Annotated in this window: 15 protein-coding genes; 13 read left to right on the top strand and 2 right to left on the bottom strand. The window is 70.6% G+C overall.

Translation table 11 applies throughout. From position 1 onward, the window contains the following. The first annotated feature begins 670 nt into the window (after positions 1-670). From AC1D1T_RS21915 to AC1D1T_RS21925, 3 genes are all read left to right on the top strand, one after another. On the top strand, positions 671-1,828 hold the full coding sequence (locus AC1D1T_RS21915; protein WP_477992482.1) for an SGNH/GDSL hydrolase family protein: 1,158 nt from the start codon (positions 671-673) through the stop codon (positions 1,826-1,828). Positions 1,829-1,855: 27 nt separating this feature from the next. After that, positions 1,856-2,536, top strand: a complete 681-nt coding sequence (locus AC1D1T_RS21920) for an OmpW/AlkL family protein (protein ID WP_477828177.1) — start codon at positions 1,856-1,858, stop codon at positions 2,534-2,536. 100 nt (positions 2,537-2,636) lie between these two features. Continuing rightward, positions 2,637-3,686 carry a hypothetical protein gene (locus AC1D1T_RS21925; protein ID WP_477841875.1) on the top strand — a complete coding sequence of 350 codons (1,050 nt, stop codon included), beginning with the start codon at positions 2,637-2,639 and terminating at the stop codon, positions 3,684-3,686. An 11-nt stretch (positions 3,687-3,697) separates the two neighbouring features. Here AC1D1T_RS21925 and sctR read toward each other — a convergent pair whose 3' ends face one another. Together sctR and sctQ are read right to left on the bottom strand one after the other, a co-directional pair. Beyond that, positions 3,698-4,357 carry a type III secretion system export apparatus subunit SctR gene (sctR, locus tag AC1D1T_RS21930; protein WP_047587294.1) on the bottom strand — a complete coding sequence of 220 codons (660 nt, stop codon included), beginning with the start codon at positions 4,355-4,357 and terminating at the stop codon, positions 3,698-3,700. Beyond that, a complete protein-coding gene (gene sctQ / locus AC1D1T_RS21935; RefSeq protein WP_477841877.1) occupies positions 4,357-5,457 on the bottom strand; it encodes a type III secretion system cytoplasmic ring protein SctQ in 1,101 nt (366 codons plus the stop codon). Before sctQ ends, sctR begins: the two co-directional genes overlap by 1 nt. A gap of 220 nt (positions 5,458-5,677) precedes the next feature. On the opposite strand from sctQ, the gene sctV reads away from it, so the two are divergent. The 10 genes from sctV (at position 5,678) to AC1D1T_RS21985 (ending at position 15,136) form a co-directional block, all read left to right on the top strand. Beyond that, positions 5,678-7,759 (top strand): type III secretion system export apparatus subunit SctV, encoded by a 2,082-nt coding sequence (gene sctV / locus AC1D1T_RS21940; protein ID WP_477992483.1) that lies wholly within the window; start codon positions 5,678-5,680, stop codon positions 7,757-7,759. Continuing rightward, positions 7,760-8,026, top strand: coding sequence for a type III secretion system export apparatus subunit SctS (sctS, locus tag AC1D1T_RS21945; RefSeq protein WP_465113139.1), 267 nt, complete (start codon positions 7,760-7,762; stop codon positions 8,024-8,026). It abuts the gene before it with no gap. After that, positions 8,023-9,708: a type III secretion system outer membrane ring subunit SctC gene (gene sctC, locus AC1D1T_RS21950; RefSeq protein WP_477844895.1), complete on the top strand. Its 1,686-nt coding sequence runs from the start codon at positions 8,023-8,025 to the stop codon at positions 9,706-9,708. Before sctS ends, sctC begins: the two co-directional genes overlap by 4 nt. A gap of 2 nt (positions 9,709-9,710) precedes the next feature. Then, a complete protein-coding gene (locus tag AC1D1T_RS21955; protein ID WP_477992484.1) occupies positions 9,711-10,865 on the top strand; it encodes an FHA domain-containing protein in 1,155 nt (384 codons plus the stop codon). Positions 10,866-11,027: 162 nt separating this feature from the next. Then, positions 11,028-11,240 (top strand): hypothetical protein, encoded by a 213-nt coding sequence (locus tag AC1D1T_RS21960; protein WP_156151732.1) that lies wholly within the window; start codon positions 11,028-11,030, stop codon positions 11,238-11,240. 86 nt (positions 11,241-11,326) lie between these two features. Then, entirely contained in the window at positions 11,327-11,734 is a 408-nt protein-coding gene (locus AC1D1T_RS21965) for a hypothetical protein (protein ID WP_477829275.1), read from the top strand. 8 nt (positions 11,735-11,742) lie between these two features. Continuing rightward, a complete protein-coding gene (gene sctJ, locus AC1D1T_RS21970) occupies positions 11,743-12,534 on the top strand; it encodes a type III secretion system inner membrane ring lipoprotein SctJ (RefSeq protein WP_477829274.1) in 792 nt (263 codons plus the stop codon). A 12-nt stretch (positions 12,535-12,546) separates the two neighbouring features. Further along, entirely contained in the window at positions 12,547-13,212 is a 666-nt protein-coding gene (locus AC1D1T_RS21975) for a SctK family type III secretion system sorting platform protein (RefSeq protein WP_465113144.1), read from the top strand. Then, the gene (sctL, locus tag AC1D1T_RS21980) at positions 13,194-13,811 is read left to right on the top strand and encodes a type III secretion system stator protein SctL (protein ID WP_477825965.1); all 618 of its coding nucleotides are present in this window, start codon (positions 13,194-13,196) and stop codon (positions 13,809-13,811) included. The genes AC1D1T_RS21975 and sctL overlap by 19 nt, the downstream gene beginning before the upstream one ends. Continuing rightward, the gene (locus tag AC1D1T_RS21985; RefSeq protein ID WP_477825966.1) at positions 13,811-15,136 is read left to right on the top strand and encodes a FliI/YscN family ATPase; all 1,326 of its coding nucleotides are present in this window, start codon (positions 13,811-13,813) and stop codon (positions 15,134-15,136) included. Before sctL ends, AC1D1T_RS21985 begins: the two co-directional genes overlap by 1 nt. The last annotated feature ends 2 nt before the right edge of the window (positions 15,137-15,138 follow it).

A 15,138-nucleotide genomic window follows, 5' to 3' on the forward strand; every position in this document is an offset into this window, starting at 1 on the left:
GTCGCCCACTGTTTGACCACAACGAACGAAGTGAGTGGCGGGAGTTTGGGCGACGGGCCATCAAACTGCACAGCTCCGGCGCCCCGTCCTGATTGGCGCTCCCCACACCCCCCGCCCCCGCCTTTGCCGAACCAGTGGCTTGATGCGCAGAAAACACGCGTGGCGCGCCCCGGTGACAACCGGGGCATCAATTCCCACTTGTTCGCTTGTCAAAGTCGAAGGAGCAGTGCGGTGGCACAAAGGCGCGTGGGGGGAGGCTGTGGAGCGCCAATCAGGACGGGGCGCCGGAGCTGGCTGGTTTCATGGCCCGCGTGCGCAGCACGCTTCGTGAACTGACTGTCGCCGACTGTTAGACCACAGAGAGCGAAGCGAGCGGCGGGAGTTTCGGCGACGGGCCATGAAACCAGTCAGTGGAGGGAAGTCTTCGCCCCGCCAGGGGCGAAGACCGTACCGGCCGGCGAGCCACAGCCTCCCCCCACGCGACTTTGCGCACACAAACGACCAGCGAAACATGCATTTTTCGGGGGGGAATCCGGGCTTTCCAGCAGTCCTCGGGTATCGCTCCGCCCCTAACATCCGCGCTGATCGAAAAAACGAACGGTCGTGCAGATTTGCGCGGCGTTCCCCTCGGCCTCGGGCTGGATTCACAACTGGGAAGCAGGAGACACGGATGCATCAATGGAAACGCAATGTCGTCGCGCTCGGCGCGGCGGCGCTGGTGGCCGCTTGCGGCGGCGGCGGCAGCGACACGACGGCCAAGGTCAACATCACCGCGGTGAAGGTCATGGGCGACAGCCTGGCCGACTCCGGCACCTTCGGCTTCAAGGCGACGGTGCAGGGCGCGGATTCGCTGGTGTACCCGGAGCGCGTCGCACTGAGCTACGGCATCACGGGGATGTGCAACTACTACACGCCGACGGGTGCCACCACCTTCACGCCGAACACCGCGAAGACCGGCTGCACCAACTACGCGATCGCCAGCAGCCGCATCAACTTCCCGACCGCGCCCACCTCGCAGCTGTCGGTGATCCAGCAGATGAAGGACGCGACCGCGACGACCCCCATCGGCGCCACCGAACTCGCGCTGATCGACGGCGGCGGCAATGACGCGGCCGACCTCGTGGGTGCCTACCTCAAGGCCGGCACCGACGGCGGCGCGACCTACCTGGCGCTGCTGAAAACGGAGCTGGACGCGACGACGGTGAACACCGAGGCGGCGAACGGTGCCGCGGGCCTGGCGAAACTGGGCGGCATGTACATGGTGGCGGTCGCGACGCAGTTCAGTGCGGCCATCGACACCAACATCCTCGGCAAGGGCGCGAACTACGTGGCCGTGCTGAACATGCCCGGCATCACGAACACGCCGCGCTTCCAGCTGGTGCTGGGGTCGATCGCGGCCAAGGCGGTGCAGGGCGGCGCGACCGACGGCGGCGCTGCGGCACGTTCGCAGGCCGAGGCGCTGTTCAAGGGCTGGATCGAAGCCTTCAACGGGACGCTGGCCACGCACTACGCTGGCAACGGCAAGGTGGTCGTGGTCGACTTCTACACCTCGTTCAACGAGGAGGTGGCGATCCCTGCGCAGTACAGCCTGACCAACGTGACGACGCCGGCCTGCCCGGCCACCGGCGTCGGCACGGACGGCCTGCCGACCTACACCTTCACGACCTGCACCGACACCGCACTGTCGGCGGCACCGCCCACCGGCGTGACCGATCCGAACTGGTGGAAGAGCTACGCCTTCTCCGACGGCTTCCACCCGACGCCGTACGCCCACCAGCTGCTCGCTCAGCTGATCGCGCGAAGCCTGGCCACCAAGGGCTGGCTGTAAACCCGGATGCACGAAGGAACAACAACCATGAACAAGACATTCAAGTGCATCGCGCTGGCAGGCTGCGTGGCCGGCCTGTTCGTCAGCGGCGCGGCGAGCGCGCAAACCGCCGGCTCGTGGCTGGTGCGGGCCGGTGCGGTGCGCATCGCGCCGAAGGTCGACAGCGGCGACCTGAGCGCGCCGGCCTTCCCGGGCACCAAGGCCGATGTCGACTCGAACACCCAGTTCGGCGGCGGCATCACCTACATGTGGACCGACAACTTCGCGATCGACCTGCCGCTGTCGACGCCCTTCAAGCACGACATCAACGGTGACGGCGCCATCGCCGGCGTCGGCAAGATCGGCGAGACCAAGGCGCTGCCGATCACGCTGATGGCGCAGTACCGCTTCCTGGAAGCGAGCTCGCCGTTCCGCCCATACGTGGGCGCGGGCATCACCTACGCGAAGTTCTACAAGGAGAAGGGCACCGCGGCGTTGACCGCGTTGACCGGCGGCACGAGCGCGAATCCGACGACGCTGAAGATCGACTCGAAGGCGGCCGCGACGATCGCGGTCGGCGCGAGCTTCACCTTCAATGAGCGCTGGTTCGTCGATGCGACGGTGCTGAAGACTTTCCTGAAGACGACCACGACCTTGTCGACAGGGCAGACGCTCGACATCAAGCTGGACCCGCTGACCACGGCGGTGTTCGTCGGCTACCGCTTCTGATCGGAGCGTTGTCGGGGAAAGGCCCTGCCGTCGCGAGACGGCAGGGCTTTTTTGTTGGACGGGTCTGAACTCGTTCGGAGGTGCAGTTACTCAGGCCTGCATGAACTGCACTGCAACGCCGCTGCCGCTTCACGGCCAGGGTTTCAACATCAGCTCCGGGCGGGCAGGCGGGTCAGCGGCCTGGCCGGTGCCGGTCCCGCTGCAAGGGCAGGTCACGCGGCAGCGGCGATCGGCACGACGCACGGCAGAACCCGTGATCCGAACTTCGGCCGAACGCATGACCGCCGCGAACTGGCCGTCCACGGCCAGCCTGCTGCTGGCCCATGTGAACGACTTGTCCGGCAGTTGCCCGGTCGGCGCGTCGTGCGACGGTGCCACCGGCCTGTTGCATCCGACCCTCGCCGAGTTTCGGCGTGCGGTGGCCGTCGACTTCAAGGTCGTTCGCAGTCCCGGCCTCGGCGAGCATCGATCGCTCGACGGAGTGATCGTGTTGATTGCTGAATCCGACCACCACCAGCCCGATGCCGCGACACGGGCGCTGCAGTCGATCTGGCGGCCCGGCGACCTGCACTTCGCCGAACTGTCGGAGCCGTACGTTCGCAGCGGGCAGTTCGACGAGGTCCTGCGCGGGATTCCGGTCGTGCAGGACGACGCGGAGGGCGGAACGGTGGGCATGGACGACCATGCACTCGGGGTGCGAGTCGAAGCCTTGATGCGCGAAGTGGCCACGTCTCTGCGCGAGCTGATCGACCGGCTGGATCCCGGCGCATCGCAGGGTCGGCAGGCGGATGCCGAGGTGACGCTTGCGGCGTTGCGCCAGCAGGTCGACGGTCTGTTGATGCGCCACCTGAAGCGGCCGGCCACGTCGGTCCGGATCGTCGAGCTGACCCGGCGCCTGCTCGAACAGGAGATCGCGCTGGCGACCCTGATCGACGAGACCCTGGATTCCCGCTCCGACTCGATGGCGAAGACCATCCTCGACCGCGCCGGGTCCGACCGCGCGTCCGGCGCAGCGCCCCGCCGGACCTACGTCGCGATGCTGGGCGCGGCGCACCTGCAGCGAATGGCAGAACGCCTGCAGGAGAGCGGTCGTGCCTACCTCCTGCTGTGCCCTCACGGCGCCAGCGCATCGATCGACGCGTGCCACTGAGCGCAGGCCGCTCAGCGGTACGACATCACCAGCCCATGGATCAGCCGCGTCCAGCCGTCGAGCATCACGAACAGCAGCAGCTTGAACGGCAGCGAGATGGTGGTCGGCGCGATCATCGACATGCCCAGCGCGAGCAGCACCGTCGCGACGATCAGGTCGACGATGACGAACACCAGGTAGATGATGAAGCCGATCTGGAACGCGCGCGTCAGCTCGCTCAGCGTGAAGCTCGGCACCAGCACCATGAAGTCGTCGGCGGCCAGCGTCGCCGCGCGTTGCGGCGGCCAGATGCTCTCGGCCGACTTCAGGAAGAACTGGCGGTCGCGCTCCTGCGTGTGCTTCTGCAGGAAGGCCTTGACCGGCGCCTTGGCCGCGTCCATCACGGCGACGATGTCGTTCAGGCCCTCGCCCTTGGCGCCGAAGCTGCGGCCGCGCAGCGCGTCGCTCACCTCCATGCCCACCGGCGCCATGATGTAGATCGTCAGGATGATCGCGATGCCGTTCAGCACCATGTTCGGCGGCGTCTGCTGCAGCCCGAGCGCGGTGCGCAGCAGGCCGAACACGATCACCAGCTTGGTGTAGCTCGTCACCATCAGCGCGACGAAGGGCGCGATGCCGAACGCGACGATCAGCGCAACCAGTGTCAGCGGTTCGGGCAGCCCGGCACCCATCACAGCTCGCTCGCGGCGAACTCGGACACGCGCACGCCGAGCTGGTCGCCCACCGCGACCAGGTAGCCCTTGCCCAGCACGTTGCCGTGCGCGACGATGCGCACCGCACTGCGGTTCAGCGCCTGCCCGAGCTCGAACACGTGGCCGGGGTTCAGCCCCTTCAGCTCGCCGAGCGAGACCGACAGCTCGCCCACTTCGAAGCGCAGCGTCACCTCCAGCGCGTCCAGGCGGTCCAGCGGCAGCGCCGCGGCATCGTCGTCATGGCCGGCGAGCTCGGCCTCGGGGGTGTCTCGGTTCATGTCGTTCTCTTTCCAAGGCTGCAAGGTGATGCGTGTGCCTTCGGCCAGCCCGACGAGACGCCGTCCCGTCACGCCGCCGAGCTCGGCGCTGACCAGCAGGCCCGCACCGGACGATGACCAGCGCTCGATGCTGATGATGTCGCCGGGGCAGACGCTGCCGATCTCGCGCACGCTGATCTGGCTGTGGCCGACGACGAAGGGCAGCGGAATGCGCAGACCGTCGAGCGCCGCCGTCGTCCGCAGCGCGCGCGGCATCGGCGGCGCGGCCGCGAGCAGGGCGGCCAGCGCCGCGTCGTCGTCGAACAGCAGGTGGCCGCCATGCACGCCGTCGCGGCCGGCGAGCGTGAAGCCGGCAGCGCGCTCGGCCAGCGTGGCGGCAGGCGGTTCGGCGGGCGCCTCTGCATCCGCCGGCGGCGGCGACCACTCGAAGCGCAGGTGCAGGGCCTTCTCCAGCGCATCGGCCAGCGGATGCAGCGCATCGGCCAGCAGCACGTAGCGCAGCTCGCGCGGCAGCAGCTCGGTGTGGCGTTCGTCGAGCAGGGCCGACAGCAGCGGCAGGTCGAGCGCCAGCCAGCCGGCGTGCACGCCGAGCCGCCAGCGAAAGCGCATGCGCTCGCTGCCTGCAGCGGGCACGCCGCGATGCCGCCACTGCAGCGTCCACGGCTGGCCGCACAGGGTCAGCACGCGGGCGTTGCCGTGTGCATACAACGCGTTCAGCGCCCGCACCAGCGACGCATCGGCACGCGGCAGACGCGGCGACACACCGAGGTCGCGCACCTCGGGTCGGGGGCGTGGCGGCAAGGTTGAAACGTGAGTTTGTTCACGCATGGTTCGGCGCAGCGTACCCAAGCCGACCCGATTGAGGAACTACGCAAAACCGTAGGGGGCGGCATGGGTGTCGGATCGGCCACTACGGAAATTCGTGGTTGCTGTCCAGCGGCAGCGAGCCCTAGAGTGCGCCGGCACCAGGCGATTTCCGTGGCATACGTCACGGAAGCCTTCGGTGGATGAATCGCGCCTCATGCCCACACCGTCGAACGCGCTCCCTGCCAACCACCGGGCGAACCGCGGCCTGCGCGGCTGGCTCGGCCTCGCCGGCCGCCAGAACGACCTGGTGCTCGCCGGCCTGCTGGTGGCCATCGTCGCGCTGTTCGTGCTGCCGCTGCCGACGCCGCTGCTCGACCTGCTGATCGCCACCAACCTGGCGGTGAGCCTGGTGCTGCTGATCGTCGCGATGTACGTGCCGTCGGCGCTGTCGTTGTCGACCTTCCCGTCGCTGCTGCTGTTCACCACGCTGTTCCGGCTGGCGCTGAACATTGCATCGACCAAGCTGATCCTGCTGCACGCGCATGCCGGCCACATCATCGACACCTTCGGCAAGCTGATCGTCGGCAACAACGTGGTGGTCGGCGCAGTGGTGTTCCTGATCATCGCGATCGTGCAGTTCATCGTGATCGCCAAGGGCTCGGAGCGGGTGGCCGAGGTCGCGGCCCGCTTCGCGCTCGACGCGATGCCCGGCAAGCAGATGAGCATCGATGCCGACGTGCGCGCCGGCGTGCTGTCGTCGACGCAGGCCCAGGCGCGCCGCCGCCTGCTGGAGCAGGAGTGCCAGCTGCACGGCGCCATGGACGGCGCGATGAAGTTCGTCAAGGGCGATGCGATCGCTGGCATCCTGATCGCGATCGTCAACATCCTCGCCGGCATCGCGATCGGCACGCTGATGCTCGACATGGCCGTCGGCGCCGCGGTGCAGCGCTTCGCGATCCTGACGGTGGGCGACGGCATGGTGTCGCAGATCCCGTCGCTGCTGGTGTCGATCGCCGCCGGCATCGTGATCACGCGGGTCGGCGCGCAGGGCGGCGACGAGCAGCCGACGCAGCTGGCGAGCCAGATCGGCCAGCAGGTGCTGGCGCACCCACGCGCGCTGATGGTGGCGGGGGCGGCGCTGGCGAGCTTCCTGCTCGTGCCGGGCTTTCCGAAGTGGGTGTTCGGCCTGCTCGCCGCCGTCGTGCTCGGCACCGGGCTCGCGGCGCGCGCACTGCGCCGCCGGCGCCATGTGTCCGACTGGATCTCGCACCCGGGCGCGCCCGATGCCGAGCTGCGTGCCACCGACGATGCGCTGGCGTCGCCGCTGGCGGTGCACCTGGCGCCCGGCCTCGGTGTCGACCTCCACTTGCTGGACCAGCGGCTGAGCGGCGTCAAGTCGACGCTCGAGGCCGAGCTGGGCCCGGTGTTTCCGCGGCTGCGCATCGTGCATTCGCAGGCCCTCGCCGACGCCGCGGGCTACCAGGTGCTGGTGCAGGACGTGCCGGTGGCGCGCGGCAGCGTGCGCGCCGGCTGGCGCCTGCTGGCCGATGCCGACGCGGCGGCTCCACCGCCCGGCGCCGAGGTCGGCGAACCGTTCGGCCCGTTCGCGCGCGTGGTCTGGGTGCCGGCCGCGTCGCCGGCGGCCGGGCTCACCGCTGACGAAGTGATCGCCGCGCACGTCGAGCAGGTGGTGCGCCGCCATGCGCCGCGGCTGATCGGCCTGCAGGAGGTGCAGCGGCTGCTGCACGCGGTGCAGCGCGACGCGCCCGACCTGGCCGCCGAGGCCGCCCGCGTGGTGCCGCTGCAGCGCATCGTCGAGGTGCTGCGCCGGCTGCTGCAGGAAGGCATCCCGATCCGCAACCTGAACGCCATCCTCGAGGCGCTGGTGATCTGGACGCCGAAGGAGGCCGACGTGATCGCGCTGACCGAGCTGGTGCGCGTCGCGCTCGGCCGCTACATCACCAGCCGCTTCGTCGGCGCCGACCGGCAGCTGCAGGCGATGCTGTTCGAGGTGGCCCTGCTCGACCGCGTGCAGGGCGCGGTGGAGCGCGGGCCGCGCGGCAACCTGCTGCTGCTGAGCCCGGCCGTCACGCAGGACATCCGCGACCAGGCGCGCCGCATCGCCGAGGGCAGCGCGCACCGGGTGGTCGCTGTCACCTCGTCGGACGTGCGCCGCTATGTGAAGACGCTGCTGGAGCCGGTGCTGCCGCAGCTCGTCGTGCTGTCGTACCAGGAGGTCGACGAGGACGTCGCGCTGCAGCCGGTCGGCTGGATCACCAACCCGAAGGCCGACTGAATGACGCCACACGATCTCCTCGACATCACCCGCGACGGCCTGCTGATCGTGCTGTGGGTGTCGCTGCCGGTGGTGGTGGTCTCCACGCTGTCGGCGCTGGTCGTCGCGGTGCTGCAGGCCGTCACGCAGATCCAGGACCAGAGCATCGGCCAGTCGGTGCGCCTGGTCGCGGTGATGCTGACCATCGTCGTCAGCGCCGGCTGGCTGGGGCGCGACGTGCTGCGCTTCGCCGAGCGGGCGTTCCAGACCGTGGCGCAGCTGCCATGAGGGCCGCCGCCTTGCTCCTGTCGATGCTGGTGGCCCTGGCATCGCCGCCGCTGCACGCCGCCGAGGTGCGCTGGAAGCCGCGCACGCTCAGCATCGTCGCCAACGACAAGCCGCTGGCCGATTTCCTGCGCGAGGTGGTGGCCTCGCAAGGCCTGACCGCGGTCGTCGACTCGAAGGTCAGCGGCATGATCAGCGGCAAGTTCACGATGCAGGCGCAGAGCATCCTCGACAGCGTCTGCACCACCTACGGCCTGACCTGGTTCTACGACGGCGCCTTCGTCTACATCGATCCGGCCAGCGAGGCGCGCAGCGAGGTGCTGCCGATCACCGCCGGCAGCGGCTCCGGCGTGACGCAGATGCTGGCGCGGCTGAAGATCGTCGACCCGCGCTACCCGGTCAGCGCGAACGACCGCGAGGGCAGCCTGTATGTCTCCGGCCCGAAGCGCTATGTCGACATGGTGCGCCAGGTGGTCAAGCTGGCCGACCAGAAGGCGGCGCTGGCCGACTACGCCGAGGTGCGGCTGTTTCCGCTCAAGTACGCCTGGGCCGGCGACGTGCGCGTCAACCGCTCCGGCAAGGACCTGCTGGTGCCCGGCGTCACCAACGTGTTGCGCAGCCTGTACGGCCGCAAGAACGGGCGCGCCGGCGGCGACGGCAAATCGGGCGTCGCGATGCGCGTCGGCGCGAGCCGCCAGCTCAAGCTGAGCTCGGGCGAATCGCTGAACGTGCCGAAGGTCGAGATGGGCTCGACCGGCGACGCCGGCGCGGCGGGCGGCAGCGACAGCACGCTGGACAACTTCACGCCCAGCAACGACCTGCCGCAGTTCCATGCCGACACCCGCATGAACGCGGTGCTGGTGCGCGACCTGCCGGACCGCATGGCGCAGTACGAGCGGCTGATCGCCGCGATGGACTCGCGCCCGCGCCTGATCGAGATCGAGGTCACGATCATGGACATCAGCAGCGACACGCTCGACACGCTGGGCGTCGACTGGCGCCTGCACGGCCGCCATGCCGACCTGCAGGTGGGGGCCGGCAACGGCAAGCCGCTGACCTGGAGCGGTGCCAGCACCGAGGCCGGCCAGACCGGTGCCACCACACCGGCCGGCGGCGTGTTCACCGCGGCCATCGGCAACGAGCTGCGCAACTTCCTGCTGGCCCGCGTCAGCGCGCTGACCAAGACCGGCACCGCCAACTTCGTCGCGCGGCCCAAGGTGCTGACGCTGAACAACACCGAGGCGGTGCTGGAGAACCTGAGCGAGCTGCATGTGCGCGTCGACGGCTTCCAGGACGCGGGCCTCTTCACCATCACCGCCGGCACCTCGCTGCGCGTGACGCCGCTGATCATCGACGAGCAGCCGGCGCGCAGCCTGATGATGTCGATCGACATCGCCGATGGCGACCTGAGTGCCGCGAGCGTCGACCAGATCCCGATCATCCGGCGCCGCACCGTCAACACGCAGGCGATGGTCGACGAGAACGCGAGCCTGCTGATCGCCGGCTTCTCGTCGGAGGAGACGATCAACGCGGTGACCGGCGTGCCGGTGCTGTCGGCGATCCCGCTGCTCGGCAACCTGTTCAAGTACACCGAGAAGTCGCGCGCCAACATGGAGCGCTTCTACCTGCTGACGCCGCGGCTGGTGCTGCCGGCGGTGGCGCGCGCCCCGGCCCCCGGAGGATGAGCATGAGTGCACTGCCCGCATCCCCCGCGCCGGCAGGCGCCGTCGCGCCGTCCTCCTGGTGCCTGCGCTTCCTGAACGGCGCGCTGCGCGGCCGCACCATCGCGCTGAAGCCGGGCGCGAACCTGGTCGGCTCGGCCGGCGACTGCGACGTGATGCTGCCGGGCGGCGACGTGCTGCCGCAGCACCTGCTGTTCAGCGTCGGCGAGCTGGTCGTCTCGGTGCAGCGGCTCGGCACCGCCGGCGCGCTGCTGAACGGCGAGGCGATGCAGCAGCCGCGGCGCAGCGTGGTGGCCGGCGACGTGCTGCGCGTCGGCGCGGTGGAGTTCCAGCTCGACCGCGTCTACGTCACGCTGCAGGGCGAAGACCGCATGTTCGCCGGCCCCGAGAGCGCGCTGCCGCCGGCCGCCAACGAGGCCGCGACGGCCGAGACGCCGCGCCGCCCGCTGCGCCGGGCCGGCCTCGTCGTGATGGTGCTGGCACTGGCGGGCATCGCCGGCGTGCTGGCCTGGCAGGGCGATGGCCGGCGCAGCGCAGTCGCGGCGGTCGACCTGCCGGCGCTGAACCGGCTGCTCGCGGGCTACCCCGAGGTGGAGACGGTGGCTGCGCCGAGTGGCGGCGGCAACGTGGTCGTGCGCGGCTTCGTCGAGACGCGGGCGCGCCGCAAGGCCCTGCAGGCGGCGCTCGAGGCGCTCGGCCCGCGCGTGTCGGTGACGGTCGTCAGCGCCGAGGAGATGGTCGAGCAGGCGCGGCGCTTCGTCAGCGACCCCGGCGTCACGGTGGCGTACGCCGGGCAGGGCCGGCTGGTGGTCTCCGGCACGGTCGAGGACGAGGCGGTGCGCCTGCAGATCCGCCGCCTGGCCGAGGACCTGCACCCGACGGTGCTGGTCTCGGACAAGGTCAGCTACCGGGCCAGGCCGCTGCGCGACGACGGCGCGGCGTCGCGCGAGCAGTGGGCCTCGTGGCAGAGCGTGCTGCCGTCGCGCATGGTCGGCATCACCGAGGACGCGAACGGCCTGAAGCACATCCAGCTGGCCAACGGCAGCCGCTACTACGAAGGCGCGGTGCTGAAGAGCGGCGGCGAGCTGCAGCACATCGACACCGACGGGTTGGTGATCAGCGGCGGCACCACCGCGAAGCCGCCGGGAGCCGCCCGATGAACCCGATCCCGCATGACGCACCCGCGTCAGCGCCCCGATTTCACGCGCCGGAGCGATCCGGCGCGTGGAATGCCGCCGCCCGCCAGGGCGGCACCTGAGTCGTGCGCGTCAGCGCACAAAAGCAAGTCCATCCCTTTCACTCAACACCCAGGAGAGAACACCATGGCAGACGGACCCAGCGCAGACCAGAGCGTCGCGACGATGCGCCAACTCGCAGCCGACCAGATGAAGGTCCAGCTGGCGGCGCAGACGCTGTCGACCCAGAGCTCCAACATCACGACCACCACGCAGTCGATCCTGGCGGGCAACGCCATGGCCAGCGAGTCGGTCAAGCAAGGGGCCCAGGACGTGCGTCAATCCTCGCGAGCGAGTTGACGACCGCTGCCGCGCGCCGCGACCGCAGGGCCGGCGCGCGGCTTTTCCTCCATTCCCGAAACCACACCTTCGAAGCGGAGAACGCCATGTCCGAAGCAGCCGTCATTGCCGCCGCCGTGCCACCGGCCGCCACCACCGGGACGACGAGCGCCGCGGCCGGCCCCGGCGCAACGCCGGCAACGTTCGCACCCGGCGAGACCCGCATGTTCGCCAACATGATGCAGGGCGTGCAGCAGCCCGAGAGCGCCGCGCGCGGCGCCATCGGCGACGCGGTGAAGGCGATGGCCACGCAGCTCAACGGCATGCGCTCGGTCGAGGACATGCGCGCCAGCATGCTGGCGTCGATCGACATGAACGATCCGTTCAAGACCATGGTGATGGTCGCCGACCAGTCGATGCAGGCGCAGATGAGCTTCTCGAAGCTGCACATGTCGACCGCGCTCGCGAGCGCCGCCACCAACCTGTTCGGCACCTTGCTGAAGAACCAGCAGTAGGCGCCGCCATGAACACATCCTTCGGACGATCGCTGCGGCGTGTGCTGCTGCTCGGCCTGCTGTGCAGCCTGGCCGCCTGCAAGGTCGGGCTGTATTCGAACCTCAACGAGCAGGAGGCCAACGAGATGCTGGCCGCGCTGACCGGCGACGGCCTCGATGCCGACAAGGAGCGGCTCGAGAACAACCAGTGGCAGGTGCTGGTGGACAAGGGCCAGCTGCCGGCGGCGCTCGACCTGCTGCGCGCCCAGGGCCTGCCGAACGACCGCTACGCCAGCATGGGCGAGGTGTTCCAGAAGCAGGGCCTGGTGTCCACGCCGTCCGAGGAGCGCATGCGCTACATCTACGCGATGTCGCAGGAGCTGTCGCAGACGCTGCGCAAGGTCGACGGCGTGGTGTCGGCCCGCGTGCACGTCGTGATCCCGGCCAACGACCCGCTGAGCGACAAGATCCGGCCGTCGTCGGCCGCGGTCTTCATCAAGCACCGGCCCGACGTCGACCTGCGCCTGCTGGTTCCGGCCGTCAAGGACCTGGTGGCGCACAGCATCGAGGGCCTGTCGCACGACCAGGTGTCGCTGTCGTTGTTCGAGGCGCGCCGCGCACCGCCGCAGGGTGCCGCGCCGGCCGGCGCCGTGCTGCCGCGCAGCGACCTGATCCTCGGCGTGCTGCCGGCGCAGACCGCGCTGGTGCTGCTGGTGCTGCTGCTGGCCGCGGCCGCCTGCCTGGTGGTGCTGCCGGGGCTGCTGCGCCGCAACGATCTCGACTGGCGCGTCTGGCTGCGCCGGCAGGTGTTCCGGCGCTGACGGGCCGCGACGATGAGCCCGGCCGCCCCCGCCCCCACCCCTGCGCACGACCTGCTGCGCCTGGTGATGCGCCACAACCTGCACCCCGAGCTCGACCTGCATGCGAGCTGGCTGCCGGCCGGCTGGCCGCTGCGCCACCGCCGCGTGGCGCGCTTCGGCGCGGCCGGGCAGGGCGTGCTGGCACAGCTGTTGCGCGCCGAGGCGGGCGCGCCGCGCTACAACGTCGATTCGCGCCTGGGCCGGCTCGCGCTGGTCGACGGCGCCTCGCTGCGCCGGCTGGCCGCCTACACCGGGCTGTGCGCGCACAAGTCGCTGCTGCGCCAGCGCGGCATCGGCGCCGTGCTGCGCCGCCAGGCACGCCGCTTCGATGCCGACGCGGCCGAGTTCGTCGCCGAGCGCCTGCCGGCGCTGACCGAGCTGCGCATGAACGTCGCCGCACTGCAGCAGCACCCGGCGGGTGCCGGCCGCACCGTGCTGGACCGCGGCTACCGCCTGCTGCTGGCCGCGCTGGCCGGCGAGGGCGAGGCCGTGCTGCGGCGCGTGCAGCGCAAGTTGCCGCGGCGCGTCAGCACGCTCGGCCTGCCGGAGCTCGCGCCGCGCCAGGCGAAYCAGCTGCAGGAAGTGATGCTGCAGTGCCTCATCCCCGAAAGGTTGCCCGCATGGGACTGGCTTTTCTGATCACCACCGAGAACCTGCAGCTGCTGAGCGAACGCAAGGTGCTGAAGGAGGCCGAGTACGCGGCGCTGCTGGATGCCGCCGCGCTGGTCGAGGCGGCGCGCCGGGAGGGCGAGCGCATCGTGCGCCAGTCGACCAGCCAGGCCGAGGACAGCCGCCGGCGCGGCTACCAGGAGGGCTTCGAGGCGGCGCGCGCCGAGCACGCGCAGCGCGTCGTGTCCGATGCGGTGGCGACCGAGCGCCAGCTGCGCGCGCTGCGTGCGGCGATGGCGCAGATCGTCGTCAAGGGCGTGGCGCAGTTCGTCGACGAGCTCGACCCGGCGACGCTGATCGAGCGCGCACTGCAGCGCGTGGACACGCTGATCCGCCACGAGCCCTTCCTGACCATCCGCGTCGCACCGGCGCAGGAGCCGATGCTGCGCGGCGCGGTGGCGCGCCTGCAGGGCGAGGGCGGCCTGCCGGCCAGCATCGCGGTGCAGTGCGACGCCTCGCTCGCGAGCGGCGCCTGCGTCGTGCAATCGGCATCGGGCACGCTGGAGATCGGCGTCGATGCGCAGCTCGAGGCCTTCCGCAAGGCGATCGAACGCCAGGGGGGGCGCTGATGGATGCCGCCGCGCTCGACATCGTCGCCGACCTCGAGCACGCGCTGCGCCGTGCCGCGCCGGCCGGCATCCGCGGGCGCGTCAGCCGCGCGGTGGGCATGACGATCGAGGCGACCGGCATCCAGGCCCACGTCGGCGAGCTGTGCGAGCTGACCACGCCGGGCGAGCCGCCGCTGCTGGCCGAGGTGGTCGGCTTCTCGGGCACGACCGCGATCCTGACGCCGATGGGACCGACCACCGGCCTGTCGGCGCTGACCGTGGTGATCCCGTCGGGCCGCGGCCATGTGTGTCCGGTCGGCGACGGGCTGCTCGGGCGCGTGCTCGATGCGCTGGGCGAGCCGCTGGACACGCTGGGCCCGCTCGAGGTGAACGCGCGGCTGCCGGTGCACCGCGAGCCGCCGAACCCGCTGCAGCGCAAGCTGATCGAGAAACCGCTCGCGACCGGCATCCGCGCCATCGACGGCCTGCTGACGCTCGGCGAAGGCCAGCGCATCGGCGTGTTCGCGCCGCCCGGCATCGGCAAGAGCACGCTGCTGGGCATGCTGGCGCGCGGCTCGACGGCGGACGTCAACGTGATCGCGCTGATCGGCGAGCGCGGCCGCGAGGTGCAGGAGTTCCTCGAATACAACCTCGGTGCCGCCGGGCTGGCGCGCAGCGTGATGATCGTGTCGACCTCCGACCGCCCGCCGATGGAGCGCATCAAGTCGGCCTATGCCGCCACCACCATCGCCGAGCACTTCCGCGACCAGGGCCGGCGGGTGCTGCTGGTGATGGACTCGCTGACGCGCTTCGCGCGCGCCCAGCGCGAGATCGGCCTGGCCAGCGGCGAGCCGCCGACGCGGCGCAGCTACCCGCCGTCGATCTTCTCGATGCTGCCGCAGCTGCTGGAGCGCGCCGGGCGGGGGCGCCGCGGCTCCATCACCGCGGTGTACTCGGTGCTGACCGAGGGCGACGAGGAGAACGACCCGATCGCCGAGGAGGTGCGCGCCATCCTCGACGGCCACCTCGTGCTGTCGCGCAAGCTCGCGGCGGCCAACCACTACCCGGCGATCGATGTGCTGGCCAGCGTCAGCCGCGTGATGTCGAACATCGTGCCGCGCGAGCATCGCGCCGCGGCGGCCCGTTTTCGCGCGCTGATGGCGCGCCACCAGGAGCTCGAGATGCTGATCCAGATCGGCGAATACCAGGCCGGCAGCGATCCGCTGGCCGACCGCGCGATCCAGTCGCGCGCGGCGATGCAGGCCTTCCTCGCGCAGGCGCCGGAGACGGCGGTCGCGTTCGACAAGACCGAGGCGGCGCTGCGCCGGCTCGCGGGAGCGGACTGAGA

It is taken from the genome of Rhizobacter sp. P2_H3 (assembly GCF_056403355.1).

What these genes read in the sequence shown, in the direction of transcription:
- AC1D1T_RS21925 (WP_477841875.1), top strand. Translation starts at nt 2,637, where the DNA reads ATGAACTGCACTGCAACGCCGCTGCCGCTTCACGGCCAGGGTTTCAAC.
- sctS (WP_465113139.1), top strand. Translation starts at nt 7,760, where the DNA reads ATGACGCCACACGATCTCCTCGACATCACCCGCGACGGCCTGCTGATC.
- sctR (WP_047587294.1), bottom strand. Translation starts at nt 4,357, where the DNA reads ATGGGTGCCGGGCTGCCCGAACCGCTGACACTGGTTGCGCTGATCGTC.
- AC1D1T_RS21960 (WP_156151732.1), top strand. Translation starts at nt 11,028, where the DNA reads ATGGCAGACGGACCCAGCGCAGACCAGAGCGTCGCGACGATGCGCCAA.
- AC1D1T_RS21920 (WP_477828177.1), top strand. Translation starts at nt 1,856, where the DNA reads ATGAACAAGACATTCAAGTGCATCGCGCTGGCAGGCTGCGTGGCCGGC.
- sctJ (WP_477829274.1), top strand. Translation starts at nt 11,743, where the DNA reads ATGAACACATCCTTCGGACGATCGCTGCGGCGTGTGCTGCTGCTCGGC.
- sctV (WP_477992483.1), top strand. Translation starts at nt 5,678, where the DNA reads ATGCCCACACCGTCGAACGCGCTCCCTGCCAACCACCGGGCGAACCGC.
- sctC (WP_477844895.1), top strand. Translation starts at nt 8,023, where the DNA reads ATGAGGGCCGCCGCCTTGCTCCTGTCGATGCTGGTGGCCCTGGCATCG.
- AC1D1T_RS21915 (WP_477992482.1), top strand. Translation starts at nt 671, where the DNA reads ATGCATCAATGGAAACGCAATGTCGTCGCGCTCGGCGCGGCGGCGCTG.
- AC1D1T_RS21985 (WP_477825966.1), top strand. Translation starts at nt 13,811, where the DNA reads ATGGATGCCGCCGCGCTCGACATCGTCGCCGACCTCGAGCACGCGCTG.
- AC1D1T_RS21955 (WP_477992484.1), top strand. Translation starts at nt 9,711, where the DNA reads ATGAGTGCACTGCCCGCATCCCCCGCGCCGGCAGGCGCCGTCGCGCCG.
- AC1D1T_RS21965 (WP_477829275.1), top strand. Translation starts at nt 11,327, where the DNA reads ATGTCCGAAGCAGCCGTCATTGCCGCCGCCGTGCCACCGGCCGCCACC.
- sctL (WP_477825965.1), top strand. Translation starts at nt 13,194, where the DNA reads ATGGGACTGGCTTTTCTGATCACCACCGAGAACCTGCAGCTGCTGAGC.